This window comes from Streptomyces sp. NPDC001222, assembly GCF_042896945.1.
Classification (GTDB): domain Bacteria; phylum Actinomycetota; class Actinomycetes; order Streptomycetales; family Streptomycetaceae; genus Streptomyces; species Streptomyces gibsoniae.
In genome coordinates this window covers 160,667-177,826 of record NZ_JBIAXT010000003.1, presented here as the reverse complement: position 1 = coordinate 177,826, position 17,160 = coordinate 160,667, and the positions used below count along the sequence as shown (strand labels likewise).

17 protein-coding genes and 1 pseudogene are annotated in these 17,160 nt (G+C 70.9%); 7 read left to right on the top strand and 11 right to left on the bottom strand.

The features are described 5' to 3' along the window. The first annotated feature begins 27 nt into the window (after positions 1 to 27). Positions 28 to 579 (top strand): VanZ family protein, encoded by a 552-nt coding sequence (locus ACFY2Z_RS06495; protein WP_311698206.1) that lies wholly within the window; start codon positions 28 to 30, stop codon positions 577 to 579. A gap of 148 nt (positions 580 to 727) precedes the next feature. Next, complete coding sequence (locus tag ACFY2Z_RS06490; protein ID WP_355921410.1) at positions 728 to 934, top strand: PspC domain-containing protein; 207 nt, start codon at positions 728 to 730, stop codon at positions 932 to 934. A 90-nt stretch (positions 935 to 1,024) separates the two neighbouring features. Here the strand turns inward: ACFY2Z_RS06490 and ACFY2Z_RS06485 are convergent, their stop codons facing one another. Both ACFY2Z_RS06485 and ACFY2Z_RS06480 read right to left on the bottom strand, forming a co-directional pair. Beyond that, positions 1,025 to 1,363: an ATP-binding protein gene (locus ACFY2Z_RS06485; RefSeq protein WP_390743040.1), complete on the bottom strand. Its 339-nt coding sequence runs from the start codon at positions 1,361 to 1,363 to the stop codon at positions 1,025 to 1,027. Between the two features lie 131 nt (positions 1,364 to 1,494). Then, positions 1,495 to 1,692 (bottom strand): annotated as a pseudogene (locus ACFY2Z_RS06480) (adenosine deaminase); the annotation flags it as partial. Positions 1,693 to 1,847: 155 nt separating this feature from the next. Here ACFY2Z_RS06480 and ACFY2Z_RS06475 point away from each other — a divergent pair. Beyond that, the gene (locus ACFY2Z_RS06475; protein ID WP_390743039.1) at positions 1,848 to 3,380 is read left to right on the top strand and encodes a metallophosphoesterase; all 1,533 of its coding nucleotides are present in this window, start codon (positions 1,848 to 1,850) and stop codon (positions 3,378 to 3,380) included. A 47-nt stretch (positions 3,381 to 3,427) separates the two neighbouring features. On the opposite strand, the gene ACFY2Z_RS06470 is transcribed toward ACFY2Z_RS06475, so the two are convergent. Further along, positions 3,428 to 4,582 (bottom strand): adenosine deaminase, encoded by a 1,155-nt coding sequence (locus ACFY2Z_RS06470; protein WP_390743038.1) that lies wholly within the window; start codon positions 4,580 to 4,582, stop codon positions 3,428 to 3,430. Between the two features lie 113 nt (positions 4,583 to 4,695). Between ACFY2Z_RS06470 and ACFY2Z_RS06465 the strand changes: the two genes are divergently transcribed. Then, complete coding sequence (locus tag ACFY2Z_RS06465) at positions 4,696 to 5,457, top strand: alpha/beta hydrolase family protein (protein WP_390743037.1); 762 nt, start codon at positions 4,696 to 4,698, stop codon at positions 5,455 to 5,457. 15 nt (positions 5,458 to 5,472) lie between these two features. Here ACFY2Z_RS06465 and ACFY2Z_RS06460 read toward each other — a convergent pair whose 3' ends face one another. Beyond that, the gene (locus ACFY2Z_RS06460) at positions 5,473 to 6,435 is read right to left on the bottom strand and encodes a LysR substrate-binding domain-containing protein (RefSeq protein ID WP_390743036.1); all 963 of its coding nucleotides are present in this window, start codon (positions 6,433 to 6,435) and stop codon (positions 5,473 to 5,475) included. Between the two features lie 63 nt (positions 6,436 to 6,498). On the opposite strand from ACFY2Z_RS06460, the gene ACFY2Z_RS06455 reads away from it, so the two are divergent. From ACFY2Z_RS06455 to ACFY2Z_RS06445, 3 genes are all read left to right on the top strand, one after another. Beyond that, a complete protein-coding gene (locus ACFY2Z_RS06455; protein ID WP_390743035.1) occupies positions 6,499 to 7,773 on the top strand; it encodes an MFS transporter in 1,275 nt (424 codons plus the stop codon). 120 nt (positions 7,774 to 7,893) lie between these two features. After that, the gene (gene dnaN, locus ACFY2Z_RS06450) at positions 7,894 to 9,036 is read left to right on the top strand and encodes a DNA polymerase III subunit beta (protein ID WP_390743034.1); all 1,143 of its coding nucleotides are present in this window, start codon (positions 7,894 to 7,896) and stop codon (positions 9,034 to 9,036) included. 109 nt (positions 9,037 to 9,145) lie between these two features. Then, positions 9,146 to 10,162, top strand: a complete 1,017-nt coding sequence (locus tag ACFY2Z_RS06445) for a sigma-70 family RNA polymerase sigma factor (protein WP_390743033.1) — start codon at positions 9,146 to 9,148, stop codon at positions 10,160 to 10,162. Here ACFY2Z_RS06445 and ACFY2Z_RS06440 read toward each other — a convergent pair. The 7 genes from ACFY2Z_RS06440 to ACFY2Z_RS06410 all read right to left on the bottom strand — a co-directional run bounded on the left by ACFY2Z_RS06440 (position 10,055) and on the right by ACFY2Z_RS06410 (position 17,090). Beyond that, entirely contained in the window at positions 10,055 to 10,441 is a 387-nt protein-coding gene (locus ACFY2Z_RS06440) for an STAS domain-containing protein (protein ID WP_390743032.1), read from the bottom strand. The genes ACFY2Z_RS06445 and ACFY2Z_RS06440 overlap by 108 nt on opposite strands. Before the next feature lie 74 nt (positions 10,442 to 10,515). Then, positions 10,516 to 11,097 carry a Uma2 family endonuclease gene (locus ACFY2Z_RS06435; RefSeq protein WP_390743031.1) on the bottom strand — a complete coding sequence of 194 codons (582 nt, stop codon included), beginning with the start codon at positions 11,095 to 11,097 and terminating at the stop codon, positions 10,516 to 10,518. 98 nt (positions 11,098 to 11,195) lie between these two features. Next, a complete protein-coding gene (locus ACFY2Z_RS06430) occupies positions 11,196 to 12,473 on the bottom strand; it encodes a thymidine phosphorylase (RefSeq protein ID WP_390743030.1) in 1,278 nt (425 codons plus the stop codon). Positions 12,474 to 12,551: 78 nt separating this feature from the next. After that, positions 12,552 to 12,953 (bottom strand): cytidine deaminase, encoded by a 402-nt coding sequence (locus tag ACFY2Z_RS06425; RefSeq protein WP_390743029.1) that lies wholly within the window; start codon positions 12,951 to 12,953, stop codon positions 12,552 to 12,554. Continuing rightward, on the bottom strand, positions 12,950 to 14,212 hold the full coding sequence (locus ACFY2Z_RS06420; RefSeq protein ID WP_390743028.1) for an ABC transporter permease: 1,263 nt from the start codon (positions 14,210 to 14,212) through the stop codon (positions 12,950 to 12,952). Before ACFY2Z_RS06420 ends, ACFY2Z_RS06425 begins: the two co-directional genes overlap by 4 nt. Then, on the bottom strand, positions 14,212 to 15,336 hold the full coding sequence (locus tag ACFY2Z_RS06415; protein WP_390743027.1) for an ABC transporter permease: 1,125 nt from the start codon (positions 15,334 to 15,336) through the stop codon (positions 14,212 to 14,214). Before ACFY2Z_RS06415 ends, ACFY2Z_RS06420 begins: the two co-directional genes overlap by 1 nt. Beyond that, complete coding sequence (locus ACFY2Z_RS06410; protein ID WP_390743026.1) at positions 15,333 to 17,090, bottom strand: ABC transporter ATP-binding protein; 1,758 nt, start codon at positions 17,088 to 17,090, stop codon at positions 15,333 to 15,335. Before ACFY2Z_RS06410 ends, ACFY2Z_RS06415 begins: the two co-directional genes overlap by 4 nt. Between the last annotated feature and the right edge of the window lie 70 nt (positions 17,091 to 17,160).

The window sequence follows — 17,160 nt, the reverse complement described above, 5'->3', positions numbered from 1 at the left end:
ACCGTACGGCGTGGCGTCTAGGGGGGCGTGCAGCGTCAAGGCTCAGACGGCGGCAGTGCCGTGTTCCGCATCCGTGTGGCTGGGGGTGTTCTCCTCGCCGCGCATCTGGCCCTTGTCGCCTGGCTCACGCTGCGCCCGCTGGACGTGCCCTGGGTGAGTCCCGCCAATCTGCATCCGCTGGCCGGCATCAGAGCCGATCTGGCGCTGGGGTGGCCGGAGGCCGCCCGCCGGATCGGCAGGGGGCTCGCACTGCTCGCGCCCCTCGGGGTGCTGCTGCCGATGACCGGCGGCCGTCTTGCCGGCTCCCCGTTCGCCTCGATGGTGCGTACGGTCGCCACCGGCACCCTGATCTCGCTGGGCATCGAACTGGCGCAGACGGGCGTGCCCGGTCAGGTCGCCGACATCGACTCGATCCTGCTGAACACCGTCGGGGTGGCGCTGGCCCATGTGCTGGTCGTGCCCGCGGCCCGGGCCCGGCTCCGCCGCCGGGCCGAGTCACGGCGGCGGGCCGCCCACCCTCGGGAGGAGCCGGCTCAGGGGCGGACCCCGACGATTCCCAGGGTCGGGATGGCTCCCTAGAGTGAGGCTTCTCCCGCTTCGTCCCCGTAGCGTGGAACACGTCGGAACAACGTCGAAGTCCTCGGACGAGTCGAGGACTCCACCTCCGACCGGACATCCTGGCAGCCGCCGGGATCCGCTTCCCGCCACGGTTCGCGAAGGAGCCACCATGACCGCCATTTCCCGCCCCACCCACGGACGGATGATCGGCGGAGTGTGCGCAGCGCTGGCACGGCGCTTCGGCACCTCCGCGACCACGATGCGGGTGATCTTCCTGCTGTCGTGTCTGCTTCCCGGCCCGCAGTTCCTGCTCTACATAGCCCTGTGGATCCTGTTCCCGTCGGAGGACAAGGCGGGCGCCCACACGGCCTGGTGACGGGAGGCGGTCCGGTCCGCCGGACGCGCCGACGCCGATGGGCGGCACCCGGTCGGGGGCCGCCCATCGGCGTCACGGGGCGCGGTCGTGTCAGGCCAGCGGGATGCCGTTCAGCGGCAGGCCCTGCACGGGCAGCGGCTTGACGGGCAGTCCGCCGAGCAGTCCACCGACCGGCACGACCGGTCCCCCGGACGCGGCCCGCTGCACGGCGGGCACCGCGGTGCCGAGGGCGCGCTGCCCCTGGCCGAGCACCTCACCGGCGCCGGGCACCACCCCGGTGACGTGGTCCAGCGGCAGCGCCTGGGTCGCGGTGTCCGGCCCGGCGATGTCCGGCCCGGCCGGGGCCGCGCTCGCGACGCCCGCGCCCGCGGCGGCGAAGGCGGCACCGAGAGCGGCGACCCCGAGGGTTTTGGCAGCAGACTGCTTCATGATGAATGCGTCCTTGGATCCGTTGACGGGGATATGAGCGGTCCCGAAACCGTAAGCAGGTGAAAGCGGGCTCCGCAAACGCCCCTTGAACGGACGGATCCCTGCCGTCGGCCGCCGGAAATCGAGCCTCGTCAGCCCTCGTTGACCGGGGAAGCGCTGGTGGAGGCGGTCCGCCGGAACAGCCATTCGGACTTCAACTCGGCATACCCCGGCTTGATGACGTCATCGATCATCGCCGGCCGTTCGTCGAAAGGAATGAATGCCGACTCCATAGCATTGACGGAGAACCACTGGAGATCGTCGAGCGTACAACCGAGAGCCTCGACCAGGCGGGGGTCGCTTCCCCGACGCCACGCCCTCCTGATCCACGGTCAGCTGACGCAGACCCGGCATCGTCCACGGACGAGCGAGTCGTCGCACTCCATACCCGGTGCCGCCGTCGTTGCCACTGCCGCCGTTCACCGCGAGCGGGCACCCACCCGGCATGCGCTGCTGCATCTCCGCTCCCCGCATGGCCCTGTCGGCCCTGCCCACCCCCTGTGAAGTCGCACGATCCGGTGCCCTCCTCGCCCCCGCCCTGCTGCGAGCCGCTGCCGACGCCATGCACGGCCCGACGCGCGGAAGCCTGCCCCACCGCCCCGGCGCCTTGGCAGCCGTCAATCTGGAACTGGTCACCCTGACCGAAGACCGCGCGATCATCACCTGGTACACCGGAGTGCCCGGCACCGACGACGGACCGGGCCACATGGTTCCCGCGGCCACGGAGGGGGAGGTCGTCTACGGCACTCACCCCGCCCGGCTGAACCGCAGCGCGGCCGAGGACCGCCCCACCGCGCACCACCACGTCGAACTCACGGGGCTGGAGCCCGGGCAGACGTATTTCTACCAGGCCCGTTCGCAAGGTGTGCCCGCGACGCCCACACCGCTGCACCTTGTCCGCGGCAACGCCGTCGGCACCAGTCGCCACGGGCTCGACTCGCCCGGCGGGCCGTACTCCTTCACCACACCGCAGCCTCCGCCGGGACGGCACCTGCTGTCGATCGCGCTCTGCAACGACCTCCACCTGGGAGAGACCACCGCAGGTCTGGTGGCAGGCGTACCCCTGCTGCGCGGGGTGGCGCAGCGGCGAGGAGGCGCGCCGTACCCGGAGATCATGAGCCGGAGTGTGGTCGAAGAAGCCCGTCGGCGCGGAGCGGACGTACTGCTGGTCGCGGGGGACATATCGGCCGGCGGCGCACCGTCGGATCTGGCTCGGGCCAGGCGGATTCTGGATGGTTTCGGCACCCACGGACAGGACTATTTCGTCGTACGCGGAAACCACGACAGAGCCGGGCACGGTGACTGTGGGGCGTGTGCGGGAGGTTGCGGGGACGGCTTTCGTGGCGCGTTCCTCGACGCCGTGGAGCCTTCGTATTTCACCCGGGACCTCGGCGGGCTGAGGATCACCGGGCTCGACACGTATGAGAAGGACGGCAACGGTGCCGGCGCGGGCGGGCTCGGCGCCGGACAGCTGTCGTGGTTCCGGGCCCTGTTGAGGGAACACAAGGAACAGCCGACCGTGGTGTTCGGTCACCATCCATTGGCCGTACCGGATTCCGTCTTCCCCGTGACGGGCGGGCAGCGCATCGAGCGTCGTCAGGCCCGTTCCATTCTCGATGCCTACGCAGGCGCACCGGGTGTCTTCCTCCACCACGCGGGCCACACCCACCGCAACAAGCACAGCGTCCTGCCGCAGGCGCCGCACGTCAGGATGCAGGAAGTCAGTGCGGTCAAGGAGTATCCCGGTGGCTTCTGCCTGCTGCGGATCCACTCCGGCGGGTTCGCCCTGAACCACTACAAGGCCGATAGCGCCCCGGCCCGCGAATGGAGCGAGCGCAGCCGCGGGGTGGCTGCGGGGCTGTGGCCGCATCATGCCCTGGGCCGCTCGGTCACCGACCGCAACAGCGTGAGCGCCCACGATCTGTCCGGCATCGCCCGCCCGACACGGCAGGAGGCGTCCCACGCTCCGCATCCGTAGGCACGCGCCCCCGCGAGGACGGGGTGGCCGCCGGAGGACGGGGCCCGTCAGCCCTCGTTGACCGGGGAAGCGCTGGTGGAGGCGGTCTGCCGGAACAGCCATTCGGACTTCAACTCGGCGTACCCCGGCTTGATGACGTCATTGATCATCGCCAGCCGTTCGTCGAAAGGAATGAATGCCGACTTCATGGCATTGACCGCGAACCACTGAAGATCGTCGAGCGTATAGCCGAAAGCCTCGACCAGGTGCTCGCATTCCCGGCTCATGCTGGTCCCCGACATCAGACGGTTGTCCGTGTTCACCGTGACACGGAAGTGCAGCCGTCGCAGCAGCCCGATGGGGTGGTCGGTGTAGGAGTCGGCGGCTCCGGTCTGAAGGTTGGAACTGGGGCACAGCTCCAGCGGGATGCGCTTGTCGCGTACGTACGAGGCGAGCCGCCCGAGCTGCACCGAGCCGTCCTCGAGGACCTCGATGTCGTCGATGATGCGCACCCCGTGCCCGAGCCGGTCGGCGCCGCACCACTGCAGCGCCTGCCAGATGGACGGCAGCCCGAAGGCCTCCCCGGCGTGGATGGTGAAGTGGTTGTTCTCCCGCTTCAGGTACTCGAAGGCGTCGAGGTGGCGGGTGGGCGGGTAGCCGGCCTCGGCGCCGGCGATGTCGAAGCCCACCACGCCCAGATCGCGGTAGCGGTTGGCCAGTTCGGCGATCTCCAGGGCGCGGGCCGCGTGGCGCATGGCGGTGAGCAGGGCGCCGACGCGGATGCGGTGGCCGTTCTCCTTCGCGCGCCGCTCGCCCTCCCGGAAGCCCTCGTTGACCGCCTCGACGACCTCCTCCAGGGTGAGCCCGCCCTCCAGGTGCTGCTCGGGGGCGTAGCGCACCTCGGCGTAGACGACCCCGTCCTCGGCGAGGTCCTCGGCGCACTCGGCGGCCACCCGCACCAGCGCGTCCCGGGTCTGCATCACGCCGACGGTGTGGGAGAAGGTCTCCAGGTAGCGCTCCAGGGACCCGGAGTCGGCGGCCTCGCGGAACCAGATGCCGAGCTTGTCCGGGTCCGTCTCGGGCAGGTGCGAGTAGCCTGCCCGGCGGGCGAGTTCGACGATCGTGCCGGGGCGCAGGCCCCCGTCGAGGTGATCGTGCAGCAGGACCTTGGGCGCCCGGCGGATCTGATCCCAGCTCGGGGTGTTCTGGTGCTGGCTCGTCATTTCCGCACCATACGCCCTACGCGCGTAGAGCATGCGGGAGCGCGAAGCGTCGATACGCAACGGTGACCCGCAGGACGGGTCGCGTACACCGTCGCTTCTGACACTGTTCTGTCATGGCACACCAAGCGACGCCGGTTCGCAGAGCCCGGCTGGGGAGGGCGCTCGGCCCGGAGCCGACGACCGTGAGCGGCGCGGTGCTGCTGCTCCCGGGCTGCGACGAGATCTCGGCCCGCAGGCCGTCCGCCCTGCTCGCGACCGCCTCCGTCCACACGTTGGGGCGCCGGCTGGCCCGGGCCGGGTACGGCGAGGGCCTGATCACGCATGTGGTGCACTACCGCTATCGGGGGTGGAACGGCAGCGAGGCACACACGGCGCAGGACGCCGCATGGGCCGCCGACGAGATCGTACGACGCCATGGGGATGTGCCGGTGTGCCTCGTCGGCGTGGGCATGGGCGGCCGGGCGGCGCTGCACGCGGCCGGGCACCCGGCGGTCGTCTCCGCGCTGGCGATGTCGCCCTGGCTGCCCGAGGAGGACATGGCCGCGTCGCCCGAACCGGTGAAGCAACTCGTGGGCCGACGCGTGCTGATCGTGCACGGCACGAACGACGAGCGCACGGACCCGGAGCTGTCCTTCCGGCTGGCGGCACGCTCGAAGAAGGCCAACCGTGACATCTGCCGCTTCGAAGTGCACACGGACGGGCACGGGTTGCGTCAGTACCGCTCCGAAGTGCACGCACTCGCGGCGGACTTCGTGATGGGCACGCTGTTCGGGCGGCACTTCTCCCGCCCGGTGGAGGACGCCCTCGCGGCTCCCCCGCCCATCGGGCTGCGGATGCCGCTCGCGGCCGGGTTCGGGCGGTCGTTGCGCAAGTGAGGGCGGCGGCCCCGCTCAGTCGGGCAGCAGCCGTCCCCTCCTGGACAGCAGGAACTTCTTGAAGGCCGCCACCGGTGGCGTGTCGACATGCCCCTCCAGCCATGCGACACCGATCTCCCGCACCGCCCGGGGCGCCGTGACCGTCAGCTCGACGACGCCGGGCCGCGGCACCGTCGGCGGCGGCAGCAGCGCGACGCCCAGTCCCGCCGCGACCAGCCCCCGCAGGGTCTCGGCCTCCTCGCCCTCGAAGGCGATCCGCGGCTTGAACCCGGCCTCGCGGCACACGTCGTCGGTTATGCGGCGCAGGCCGTAACCCGGTTCCAGGGTCACGAAGGTCTCGTCCGCGGCCTCGGCGAGACGGATGCGCCGACGGCCCGCGAGCCGGTGGTCGGCCGGCACGACGAGCCGCAGCTTCTGCTCGTCGAGACGGCGCGCGACCAGATCGGGTGCGTCGGGCACCGGCGAGGTCAGACACAGGTCCAGCTCCCCGGCGCGCAGCCTCTCCAGCATCGCCTCGCCGTAGTTCTGCACCAGGCTGAAACGCACCCGCGGATGGTCGGCGCGGAAGGCGTGGAGCAGACCGGGGACGGTCTCGGCGCCCATCGTGTGCAGAAAGCCGAAGGCGACCTTGCCGGTGGCCGGGTCGGCGTCCGCGCGCACCTCCTCGGCGGCCCGTTCGATCTCCGCGAGAGCGCGCTCGACGGACGCGAGGAAGGTCCGCCCGGCGGGGGTGAGGGCGACCGTGCGCCCGCGCCGGGCGAACAGTTCGACGCCCAGGTCCTTTTCGAGGCGTACGAGGGCGCGGGACAGGGTGGACTGGGGGACCTGCATCTCCTGCGCGGCCCGCGTCACATGCTCGGTCCGGGCGACACCCGCGAAGTGCGCCAGGCGCGGCGCAAGCAGCGCGACAATGTCTTCTGTGTCACTTGTGTCACTGGACGGTGACAGGCGTCCGGCTGACCTCTGCTGATGCACCATGGGATCGATTATCGCCTTTCTGTGCATTGGACGGATGAATCACGGCGTCCGTACGGTCGACACATGCCTGCCGCCGATACCGGGGCGTCCACCACCCTCGTGGGCGCCGACACCGTGACCGCCCCCACCGACACCTCCCGGCTGACCCCGGGCGGCGCCGGCTACCGCCGGATGAGCCTCGCCCTCTTCCTCGCCGGGGTCGCGACCTTCGCTCTCCTCTACTCCACGCAGGCCCTGCTGCCGCTCGTCTCGCGCGACTTCGGGGCGACGGCGAGCGCGGCGAGCTGGACGGTGTCGTGCGCCACCGGCGGACTGGCGCTGTTCGTCCTCCCCATGAGCGCGCTCTCCGAGCGGTTCGGACGGCGGACGCTGATGACGGCGTCGCTGGCGGTCGCGGCGGCGGTGGGGCTGCTGGTCCCGTTCGCCCCGTCGCTCGGCGTGCTCATCGCGCTGCGCGCGGTCCAGGGCGCGGCGCTGGCCGGACTGCCCGCGTCGGCGACCGCGTACCTCGCCGAGGAGGTCACCCCCAAGGCGCTGATCACGGCGATCGGCCTGTTCGTGGCCGGCAACAGCGTCGGCGGGATGAGCGGCCGGGTCATCACCGGCTGGGTCGCGCAGGAGTGGGGCTGGCGGGTCTCCGTCGGCACGATCGGGGTGATCGCGGTGGGGTGCGCGGTGGCCTTCCGGCTGCTGCTGCCGGAGCCGAAGCACTTCACGCCGGGGTCGCTGCGCCCGCGGGTGCTGGCCCGCACGGTCCGCGACCACCTGGCCAACCCGCTGCTGTGCCGGCTCTACGCGATCGGCGCGCTGTTCATGATGGTGTTCGGCGGTGTCTACACCGTGATCGGCTACCGCCTGACGGAGCAGCCGTTCGGGCTGCCGCAGGGCATCATCGGCTCGATCTTCCTGGTGTACCTGGTGGGCACGGTGTCGGCGTCGACGGCCGGCCGTCTGGTGAGCCGGCTGGGCCGCCGCGGGGCGCTCTATCTGGCGGCCGGCACCACGACGGCGGGCCTGCTGCTGTCCCTGACCTCCACCCTGCCGCTGGTCCTGCTGGGCCTGGTCCTGATCACGGCGGGCTTCTTCGCGGGGCACGCGGTGGCGTCGTCGGCGGTCAGCCACACGGCACAGCGGGGCCGCGCCCAGGCGTCGGCGCTGTATCAGTCGACGTACTACCTCGGCTCCAGCACGGGCAGCACCGTCGGTGCGATGGCGTTCCACTCGGCCGGCTGGTCCGGGACGGTGGGCATGGGCGTGCTGGCGGTCCTCGGCGTCGTGACGATCACGGTGTTCGGGTCCCGCGCGGCCCGCGCCGAACGGCGGCTCGCCACGGCCTGAGGCCGGGTCCGGCCCGGATGCGGGGCCGGGATCTTTCCGCATTCCCCCCTGGTCGGCGCCGGTTGTCAGCGGTCGCGTATAGCGTCCGCCGGTCAACTGGACCGAGCAGGGGGTTTGTTCATGGAGTTCCGGATCGACCGCAGGGACCTCGCCGAGGCCGTGGCGTGGGCGGGCCGCGTGCTGCCCGCGCGGACGCCGGTGCCGGTGCTGGGCGGGCTGCTGCTGGAGGCGACAGCGGGGCGGCTGACCGTGTCGGGGTTCGACTTCGAGACGGCCGCGCGCATCGAGACCGAGGCGGAGACGGCGGCGGACGGGCAGGTGCTCGTCCTGGGCCGCCGGCTGCTGGACATCTGCCGGGTGCTGCCGGAGGGTCCGGTGAGCTGCGGACTGGAGGGGACGCGGTTCACGGTCGAGGCGGGCGGTACACGCTTCGGGCTGTCGACGCTGCCGCGCGAGGAGTACCCGCCGCTGCCGGTGTCTCCCGAGCCGTACGGAAGCGTGGACGCCGCCGCCTTCGCGACCGCCGTGGGCCAGGTCGCCGTGGCCGCGGGCCGCGACGACACCCTTCCCGCGCTCACCGGTGTGCAACTGTGTCTGGACGGCGACACGATGACGCTGTCCTCGTCCGACCGGTACCGGTATGCCGTACGACGGCTGGGGTGGAAGCCGGAGGCCGGGGCGTCCGGCGGCACGGCGGAAGCGCTGCTGTCCGCCCGCCGGCTGCTCGACGTCGCGCGGTCGCTGGCCCGTACCGGGCGGGTGCGGATCGGTCTGGCCCCCTCGGGCGGGGGGCTGATCGGCTTCGAGGGCGGCGGCATGCGCACGGCGGTACGGCTGCTGGACGGCCGGCTGCCGGGCTACGGATCGCTGTTCGCCATGGCGGGTGCGGCGGTCGCCGAAGTGGAGTGCGCGGCGCTGACGGAAGCGGTGCGACGGGTCGCGGTGGTTGCGGAGGCGAACAGTCCGGTGCGGCTGGACTTCACGGCGGGCGGATCCGTGCTGCTGAGGGCCGGATACGGGGACGACGTCGCCGCGCAACAGCTGCCGGCCGGGCTGCACGGGGCCGCCGAGACGTCCGTGGCCTTCAACCCGGCGTATCTGCTGGACGCGCTGGCCTCCTTCGAGTCGCCGCGGGTGCGGATGGAGCTTTTGGGGCCGGGACAGCGCGCGCTGCTCACGGGGGTGACGGCCGGGCCCGCCGTCGCGGAGGGGGCGGAGGCGGACCACCGCCATCTGCTCATGTCCGTGAAGCAGCTGGTCTGAGCAGGGGCTTCGCGCGCTCCGGGGGCCGTTGTCAGTGGGCTGGGGTAGCTTCCGAAGGGCTGGGGCGCAAGGGTGCGCCCCGGGTGAGGCCACGTGGGGTGGGTGGACCATGAGTGACAGTACGGCGCCGGTTGACGAGCTCGACGACCTCGACGTCCGGCTGGAGAAGCACCGAACCGAGCTGACGGGGTACTGCTATCGCATGCTCGGCTCGTCCTTCGAGGCCGAGGACGCGGTGCAGGACACGATGGTCCGCGCCTGGCGCAGCTACGAGAAGTTCGAGGGCCGCTCCTCGCTCCGCTCCTGGCTGTACCGGATCGCGACGAACGTCTGCCTGGACATGCTGAGCGCGGGCAACCGGCGTGCCCGCCCGATGGACCTGACCGAGTCCACGCCCCTCGCCCAGGCCGCCCTCTCCCCGCGCCCGGACAGCACGTGGCTGGAGCCGATGCCCGACGCGCGCGTCCTGCCGACGACCGGCGACCCGGCGGAGGCGGCGGTCGCCAAGGAGTCGGTCCGGCTGGCCCTCATGGCGGCTCTTCAGCAACTGCCCGCCAAGCAGCGCGCGGTGCTCATCCTGCGCGAGGTGCTGGCCTGGCGGGCGAGCGAGGTGGCCGAGCTGCTCGACACCTCGGTCGCCTCGGTCAACAGCGCGCTGCAGCGGGCGCGGGCGACGCTGGCGGAGCGGGCGGGCGAGGGCGCGGACGCCGCCGTCTCGGACCCCCTGGACGCGGAGCAGCAGCAGCTTCTGGAGCGCTATGTGGCGGCCTTCGAGGGGTATGACATGGCGGCGCTGACGGCCCTGCTGCACGAGGACGCGGTGATGACGATGCCGCCGTTCGACCTGTGGCTGCGCGGCACGCGGGACATCACCGGTTTCATGACCACGCTCGGCTCCGCCTGCGCGGGCTCCCGCCTGGTGCCGGTCGCGGTCAACGGGCTGCCGGGCTTCGCCCAGTACAAGCCGGACCCGGACACGGGCGCCTTCACGGCCTGGGCGGTCCAGGTCCTGGAGATATCACAGGGCAGGATCTCCGGGTTCCACTGCTTCCTCGACACCAAGCGCTGGTTCCCTCTGTTCGACCTGCCCCTCCAGCTCGATGGGGAGGCCGGCGAGGTCGAGTAGCGCACGGAGCGCGGGCGCCGGATCACGCAGCCGTATCCGGCCCCCGGCCCGCCGGGCCGCGAGCTGCAACCGGGCGAGCGCGTCAACGGTCGTGAGTGCCGGTGGGCCCAGCCGGGACGCGTCGCACACCACGACCTCGGCACCGCCGGACAGGAGCAGCGCCCGCACGTCCTCGCACAGCCCCGCCACCTCGCCCCGGCCGAGGGAGACGGGCAGATGCAGCACCGCTGGTGTTGTCGCGTCCACGTTCGGTAGACGGCCGCAGCAGGCGGAAGTCATCGGCGGACGGACTCGGCGGCGTGGCCAGTGCTGCGACCGGAGAGGCTCACCGGCTCGCGACGCCCGGCACGGCACTAGTCGGCGGGGAACTCGCTGGTGTCGAGGGTGAGGTCGAAGGGGGCGGGCAGCGTGAGGGTGTCGCCGAACTTGACTGCGGACAGGACTTGGTAGACGTCGCCCCTGGGCTCGCCGTACAGCGTCACCGTGGGAACGCCGGGGGCCCAGCGGTCCACGAGGAGGTAGAACGGGATGCCTGCGGTCGCGTACGCGGGCTTGCTGACGCGGTCGTGGCGGGCGTTGGACCGGGAGGTCACCTCGACGACCAGTTCGGCCAGGGCGGCCGGGACGTGGGTGTCCGTCTCCACGTGCCCCTGGAGCGGGGCCACCACAAGGTCTGGGATCAGCATGCCCAGACGCGAGGGGACGGCGATGGCCAGTGTCTGGAAGACCTCGCAATCCTCAGGGATCACGGAAAGCAGGCGGCGGTGGATTCGCGCGGCAATGACGTTGTGGCCGTACGCGGGAGCGGGTGACACGGTGACGACCCCTTCGATGATCTCCACCTTGCTGCCCTCGGGCCATTCCATCTCCTCCCAGAACCGGACGAGGTCGTCCCAGCTCTGCTCGGGGTCCTGGCTCACGGTGAGTGCGCTCATGGCGGTGTCTCCCATCGGTGCGTCACCGATCCCAGCATGCCGAACGGGACTCGGCGGCGGTCCACCGGTCCCGTTCACCCGAACGATAAAAGCCCAGGTCAGGCGATACGTTCCAGCACCACCGGCGAGGCGGTGAAGGGCGTGTCCGGGGTCGCTACGTCGTACGAGCCCTCGATCGCCTGAAGGGCGTACTCGAAGCGCTCGGGGGTGTCCGTGTGCAGGGTCAGCAGTGGCTGGCCGGCCGTCACCGTGTCACCCGGCTTGGCGTGCATCTCGATGCCCGCCGCGGCCTGCACCGGGTCCTCCTTGCGGGCGCGGCCCGCGCCGAGGCGCCAGGCGGCGACACCGATGCCGTAGGCGTCGAGCCGGGTCAGCACGCCCGACGACGGGGCCTTCACCACGTGCTGTTCCTTCGACGTCGGCAGCGTCGCGTCCGGGTCGCCGCCCTGGGCCGCGATCATCCGGCGCCAGACGTCCATCGCCGAGCCGTCGGCCAGCGCCTTCGCCGGGTCCGCGTCCTTCACGCCGGCCGCGTCCAGCATCTCGCGCGCCAGGGCGATCGTCAGCTCCACCACGTCCGCCGGACCGCCGCCCGCCAGGACCTCGACCGACTCACGGACCTCCAGCGCGTTGCCAGCCGTCAGGCCCAGGGGCGTGGACATGTCGGTGAGCAGCGCCACCGTCTTCACACCGTGGTCCGTGCCGAGGCCCACCATCGTGGAGGCCAGCTCGCGGGCGTCCTCGATCGTCTTCATGAAGGCGCCGGAGCCGACCTTGACGTCCAGGACCAGCGAGCCCGTGCCCTCCGCGATCTTCTTCGACATGATCGAGGAGGCGATCAGCGGGATCGCCTCGACGGTGCCGGTGACGTCGCGCAGCGCGTAGAGCTTCTTGTCGGCGGGGGCCAGCCCGTCGCCCGCCGCGCAGATCACCGCGCCCGTCGTGTCGAGGACGTGCAGCATCTCCTCGTTCGACAGCAGGGCGCGCCAGCCGGGGATCGACTCCAGCTTGTCCAGGGTGCCGCCGGTGTGGCCGAGGCCGCGGCCGGACAGCTGCGGGACGGCCGCGCCGCAGGCGGCGACGAGCGGCGCCAGCGGGAGGGTGATCTTGTCGCCGACGCCACCGGTCGAGTGCTTGTCGGCCGTCGGGCGGGACAGCGACGAGAAGTCCATCCGCTCGCCGGAGGCGATCATCGCGGCGGTCCAGCGGGCGATCTCACGGCGGTTCATGCCGTTGAGCAGGATGGCCATCGCGAGTGCGGACATCTGCTCGTCGGCGACCTCGCCCCGCGTGTACGCGTCGATGACCCAGTCGATCTGCTCGTCGCTCAGCTCACCGCGGTCCCGCTTGGTGCGGATGACGGAGATGGCGTCCATGGCCATGGTTTCCTTCCGAAGGTCCGAAGGGGTGCGGCCCCCTGAGCCGGGGGTCCGACTCGGGGGGCCGCACGGGAGTTACTTGGTGAGATGGTCCGGGCCGAACGCCTGGGGAAGCATCTCCGACAGCGGCAGGATGCCCGCCGGGGTCTCCAGGAGCAGATCCGGGCCGCCGAACTCGTACAGCAGCTGACGGCAGCGGCCGCACGGCACGAGGATGTCGGCGTTGCCGTCGACACACGTGAAGTGCGTCAGCCGGCCGCCCCCGGTGTTCTGCAACTGGGAGACGAGTCCGCACTCCGCGCACAGGCCGAGGCCGTAGGAGGCGTTCTCGACATTACAGCCGGTGACGACACGTCCGTCGTCGACCAGCGCCGCGGCACCGACCGGGTAGCCCGAGTAGGGGGCGTACGCCCGGGCCATCGCCGTGCGCGCCTGCTCTCGCAGGGCTTCCCAGTCGACCGTGGCGGGCGGGGTCACTTGCCCTGTCCCTTCCGGTACGGCATACCGTCCGCCTTCGGCATCCGCAGGCTCTGCGCGGACAGCGACAGGACCAGCAGCGTGACGAGGTACGGGGTCGCGGTCACGAGCTGCGCGGGGACGTCGCTCGTGGTGGAGTACCAGACGAAGAGCAGCGCCGCGGCCACGGCGGTGATGACCGCGGGGACGTACCGCTTCCTCCAGGCGAGGTAGGCCGCGCCGACCACCACCAGAATGCCCAGCAGCAGGATCAGGGCGTGCACGTTGGTGGTGCCGCCGCGCAGGTTCAGGCTGTCGGTGTAGCCGAACAGGCCCGCGCCGAGGGCGAGGCCGCCCGGCATCCAGTTACCGAAGATCATCGCGGCGAGACCGATGTAGCCGCGGCCGGCGGTCTGGCCGTCCAGGTACACGTTGGACGCCACGATCGACAGGAACGCGCCGCCGAGGCCCGCGAAGCCACCGGAGATGATCACGGCGATGTACTTGTACTTGTACACGTTGACGCCGAGGGACTCCGCCGCCACCGGGTTCTCACCGCAGGAGCGCAGCCGCAGACCGAAGGCCGTGCGCCACAGGGCCCACCAGGTGAAGGGGACCAGGGCCACCGCGATCACGGTGAGCGGGGACAGGTCGGTGACCAGACCGCCGATCAGGCCCGCGATGTCGGAGACCAGGAACCAGTGCTTCTGGTTGAGCGTGTCCAGAGCGCTGGACAGGCCCGGGATGTCGAACGTGCCGAGCGAGTCGATCGGCGGGGACTGCTTGGACGAGCCCTGGGGCGCGTTCTCGAAGGTGAACTTCGAGAGGTAGCGGGTGGTGCCGAGGGCCAGGATGTTGATCGCCACACCGGAGACGATGTGGTTCACGTTGAAGGTGACGGTGGCGATGGCGTGCAGGACGGCGCCGAGCGCACCACCGATGATGCCGAAGACGACACCGACCCACGGGCCCCACTGGTAGCCGGCCCAGGCACCGAACCAGGTGCCGAGGATCATCATGCCCTCGAGGCCGATGTTGACGACGCCGGAGCGCTCGGCCCACAGGCCGCCGAGGCCCGCGAGACCGATCGGGACGGCCAGGCGCAGTGCCGTGGACATCTGACCGGTCGAGGTGATGCCGTCCGCGCCCGTGATCAGGCGGACGACCGAGGTGAGGACCAGTACACCGGCGATGATCAGCAGGAGTACCGGGAGTGACATTCGGCGGCTGCCCTTGCCGGGCTGCTGCGCCTTCGGCTTGGCGACGGTCGCGGTGGTCATCAGGCAGCCACCTCCTTCTTGTGCGAGTTGTTGTCGGCCTGGGCGGCCAGCTCCGCGCCCACCCGCTTCTGCTGGCGGCGCAGGCCCCACTGGCGTACGGCCTCGTACGAGATGACGACCGCGAAGACGATCAGGCCCTGCATGATCGTGGCGATCTCCTTCTCGTACGCCACCGGGGTCGCGTAGTCGAGGGCGGGGGACGCCTTGTCCAGGAAGGCGATCAGCAGCGCGGCGACGGCGATGCCGGCCGGGTTGTTGCGACCGAGCAGGGCGATGGTGATGCCGGTGAAGCCGAGGCCCGTCGGGAAGCTCAGGCTGTAGGTGTGGGCGTCGCCGAGCAGCAGCGGCAGGCCGGACAGGCCCGCGACCGCGCCGGAGATCAGCATCGCGGTGAGGACCATCCGCTTGGCGTCGACACCGGAGGCCGCGGCGGCGGTCTCGGAGGCGCCGGTGGCGCGCAGGTCGAAGCCGAAGCGGGTGCGGTTGAGGACGAGCCAGTACAGGACGCCCGCGATGACCGCGAGGAAGACCAGGCCGTAGATCTCGCCGACGTCGGAGCCCATGTTGATGCCCGGGAACCAGCCGGACTTCTTCATGATGCCGGTCGTCATGTTGTTGCCGACCTGCACGCCCCACACGTTGGAGAGGGTGAGGTAGCCGATGAGGCTGGTGGCGATGGCGTTGAGCATGATCGTCGCGACGACCTCGCTCACACCCCGGGTGGTCTTCAGCAGGCCCGCGATACCGGACCAGAAGGCGCCGGTGAACATGGCGACCAGCATGAGCACCGGGATCTGCAGGAAGGACGGCAGCGCGAGGTGCGCGCCGACGACGGCGGTCATCATCGCGGCGAGGCGGTACTGGCCGTCGACGCCGATGTTGAACAGGTTCATGCGGAAGCCGATGGCCACCGCGAGCGCCGCCAGGTAGTACATCGACGCCTGGTTGAGGATGAGCACCTGGACGTCGGAGTACGTCGCCTGCTCGATCATCAGCCGGTACGGCTCGAACGGGCTCTTGCCCGAGGCGATCAGCACGACCGAGGTGAGCAGGATCGCCGAGACGAGCGCGATGACCGGGCCGGCCACCGCGAGGAGCACCCGCTCCTTGTCGAACTTCTTCATCGGGCGTCGTCCTCCGGGCCGGCGTCTGCGTCGCCTTCAGTGGCGTTATCTACGTGTTCCAGATGACCGGACGCGGCACCCGTCATGGCCGAGCCCAGTTCCTCCGGAGTGATGGTGGCGGGGTCGGCGTCGGCGACCAGCCGGCCGTTGTAGATCACCCGCAGAGTGTCGGAGAGGCCGATCAGCTCGTCCAGGTCGGCGGAGATCAGCAGCACGGCCAGGCCCTCGCGGCGGGCCGCGCGGATGTGGTCCCAGATCGCGGCCTGCGCGCCGACGTCCACACCGCGGGTGGGGTGGGCGGCGATCAGGAACTTCGGCGCGTGGCTCATCTCGCGGCCGACGATCAGCTTCTGCTGGTTGCCGCCGGAGAGGGAGGCGGCGGTGACGTCGATGCCGGGCGTGCGGACGTCGTACTCCTTGACGATCCGCCGGGTGTCCTCCTGGGCGCCCTTGGGGTCGAGCCAGAAGCCCTTGGCGTTGGGACGCTCGGTGACATGGCCGAGGATGCGGTTCTCCCACAGCGGGGCTTCGAGGAGAAGGCCGTGGCGGTGGCGGTCCTCCGGGATGTAGCCGACGCCCTGCTCGCGGCGCTTGCGGGTGGGCCAGCCGGTGATGTCGTCGCCGAGGAAGGCGATGGAACCGGAGTCGGCGCTCTTCAGGCCGATCAGCGCCTCGATCAGCTCGGTCTGGCCGTTGCCCTCGACACCGGCGATTCCCATGACCTCACCGGCGTGGATGGTGAAGGTGATCTCGTCGAGGACGCGGCGGACACCCGCGGCGCTCTCGGCCGTCGTCTCGGTGAGCAGGCCGGTGGAGGCGGGCTCGGCGAGCTCGCCGAGCGAGGGGCCACCGCCCGCGCGGATGGTGAGGGCCTTGACCTCGATCACCGGCCGGTCCGTCACGGTCGACTCGGCGGTCTCCGGGGTGGGCAGCTCGCTGCCGACCATCAGCTCGGCGAGCTGGCGGGGGGTCGTCTCGGACGGCACGGCGGTTCCGACCGTCGTGCCGCGCCTTATGACGGTGATGTCGTCGGCGACCGACAGGACCTCGCCCAGCTTGTGGGAGATGAAGATGACGGACAGGCCCTCGGACTTCAGCTCGCGCAGGTTGTCGAAGAGTGCGTCGACCTCCTGCGGCACGAGCACGGCGGTCGGCTCGTCGAGGATGAGGGTCTTGGCGCCGCGGTAGAGGACCTTGAGGATCTCGACGCGCTGGCGGTCGGCGACACCCAGGTCCTCGACCAGGACGTCGGGGCGTACGCCGAGGCCGTAGCGCTCGGAGATCTCCTTGATCTTCTTACGGGCGCCGGCGCCGATGCCGTACAGCTTCTCGCTGCCGAGGACCACGTTCTCCAGGACCGTGAGGTTGTCGGCGAGCATGAAGTGCTGGTGGACCATGCCGATGCCGCGCGCGATGGCGTCACCGGGGCTGTTGAAGGTCACCTGCTCGCCGCCGACGGTGATCGTCCCCTCGTCCGGCTTCTGCATGCCGTAGAGGATCTTCATCAGCGTCGACTTGCCGGCGCCGTTCTCGCCGACGAGGGCGTGCACGGTGCCCTTGCGGACGGTCAGGTGGATGTCGTGGTTGGCGACGACACCGGGGAATCGTTTGGTGATCCCCGCCAGCTCGACCGCGGTGGTGGACGGTGCGGTGAGCGGAGGGCTGCTGGACGCGTCGATGGCGCACTCTCCTTGGGAAAGGGGCCATCTACGCGCGTAGCGCCCCTGCTTTAAATAGTGCCCGGATCCGATCATTTTCGATCCGTTCCGAGCATTCTGCCGCGCGAACGGGGCGCTAGTCGGTCATCCTCCCCGCGCCCCGTTT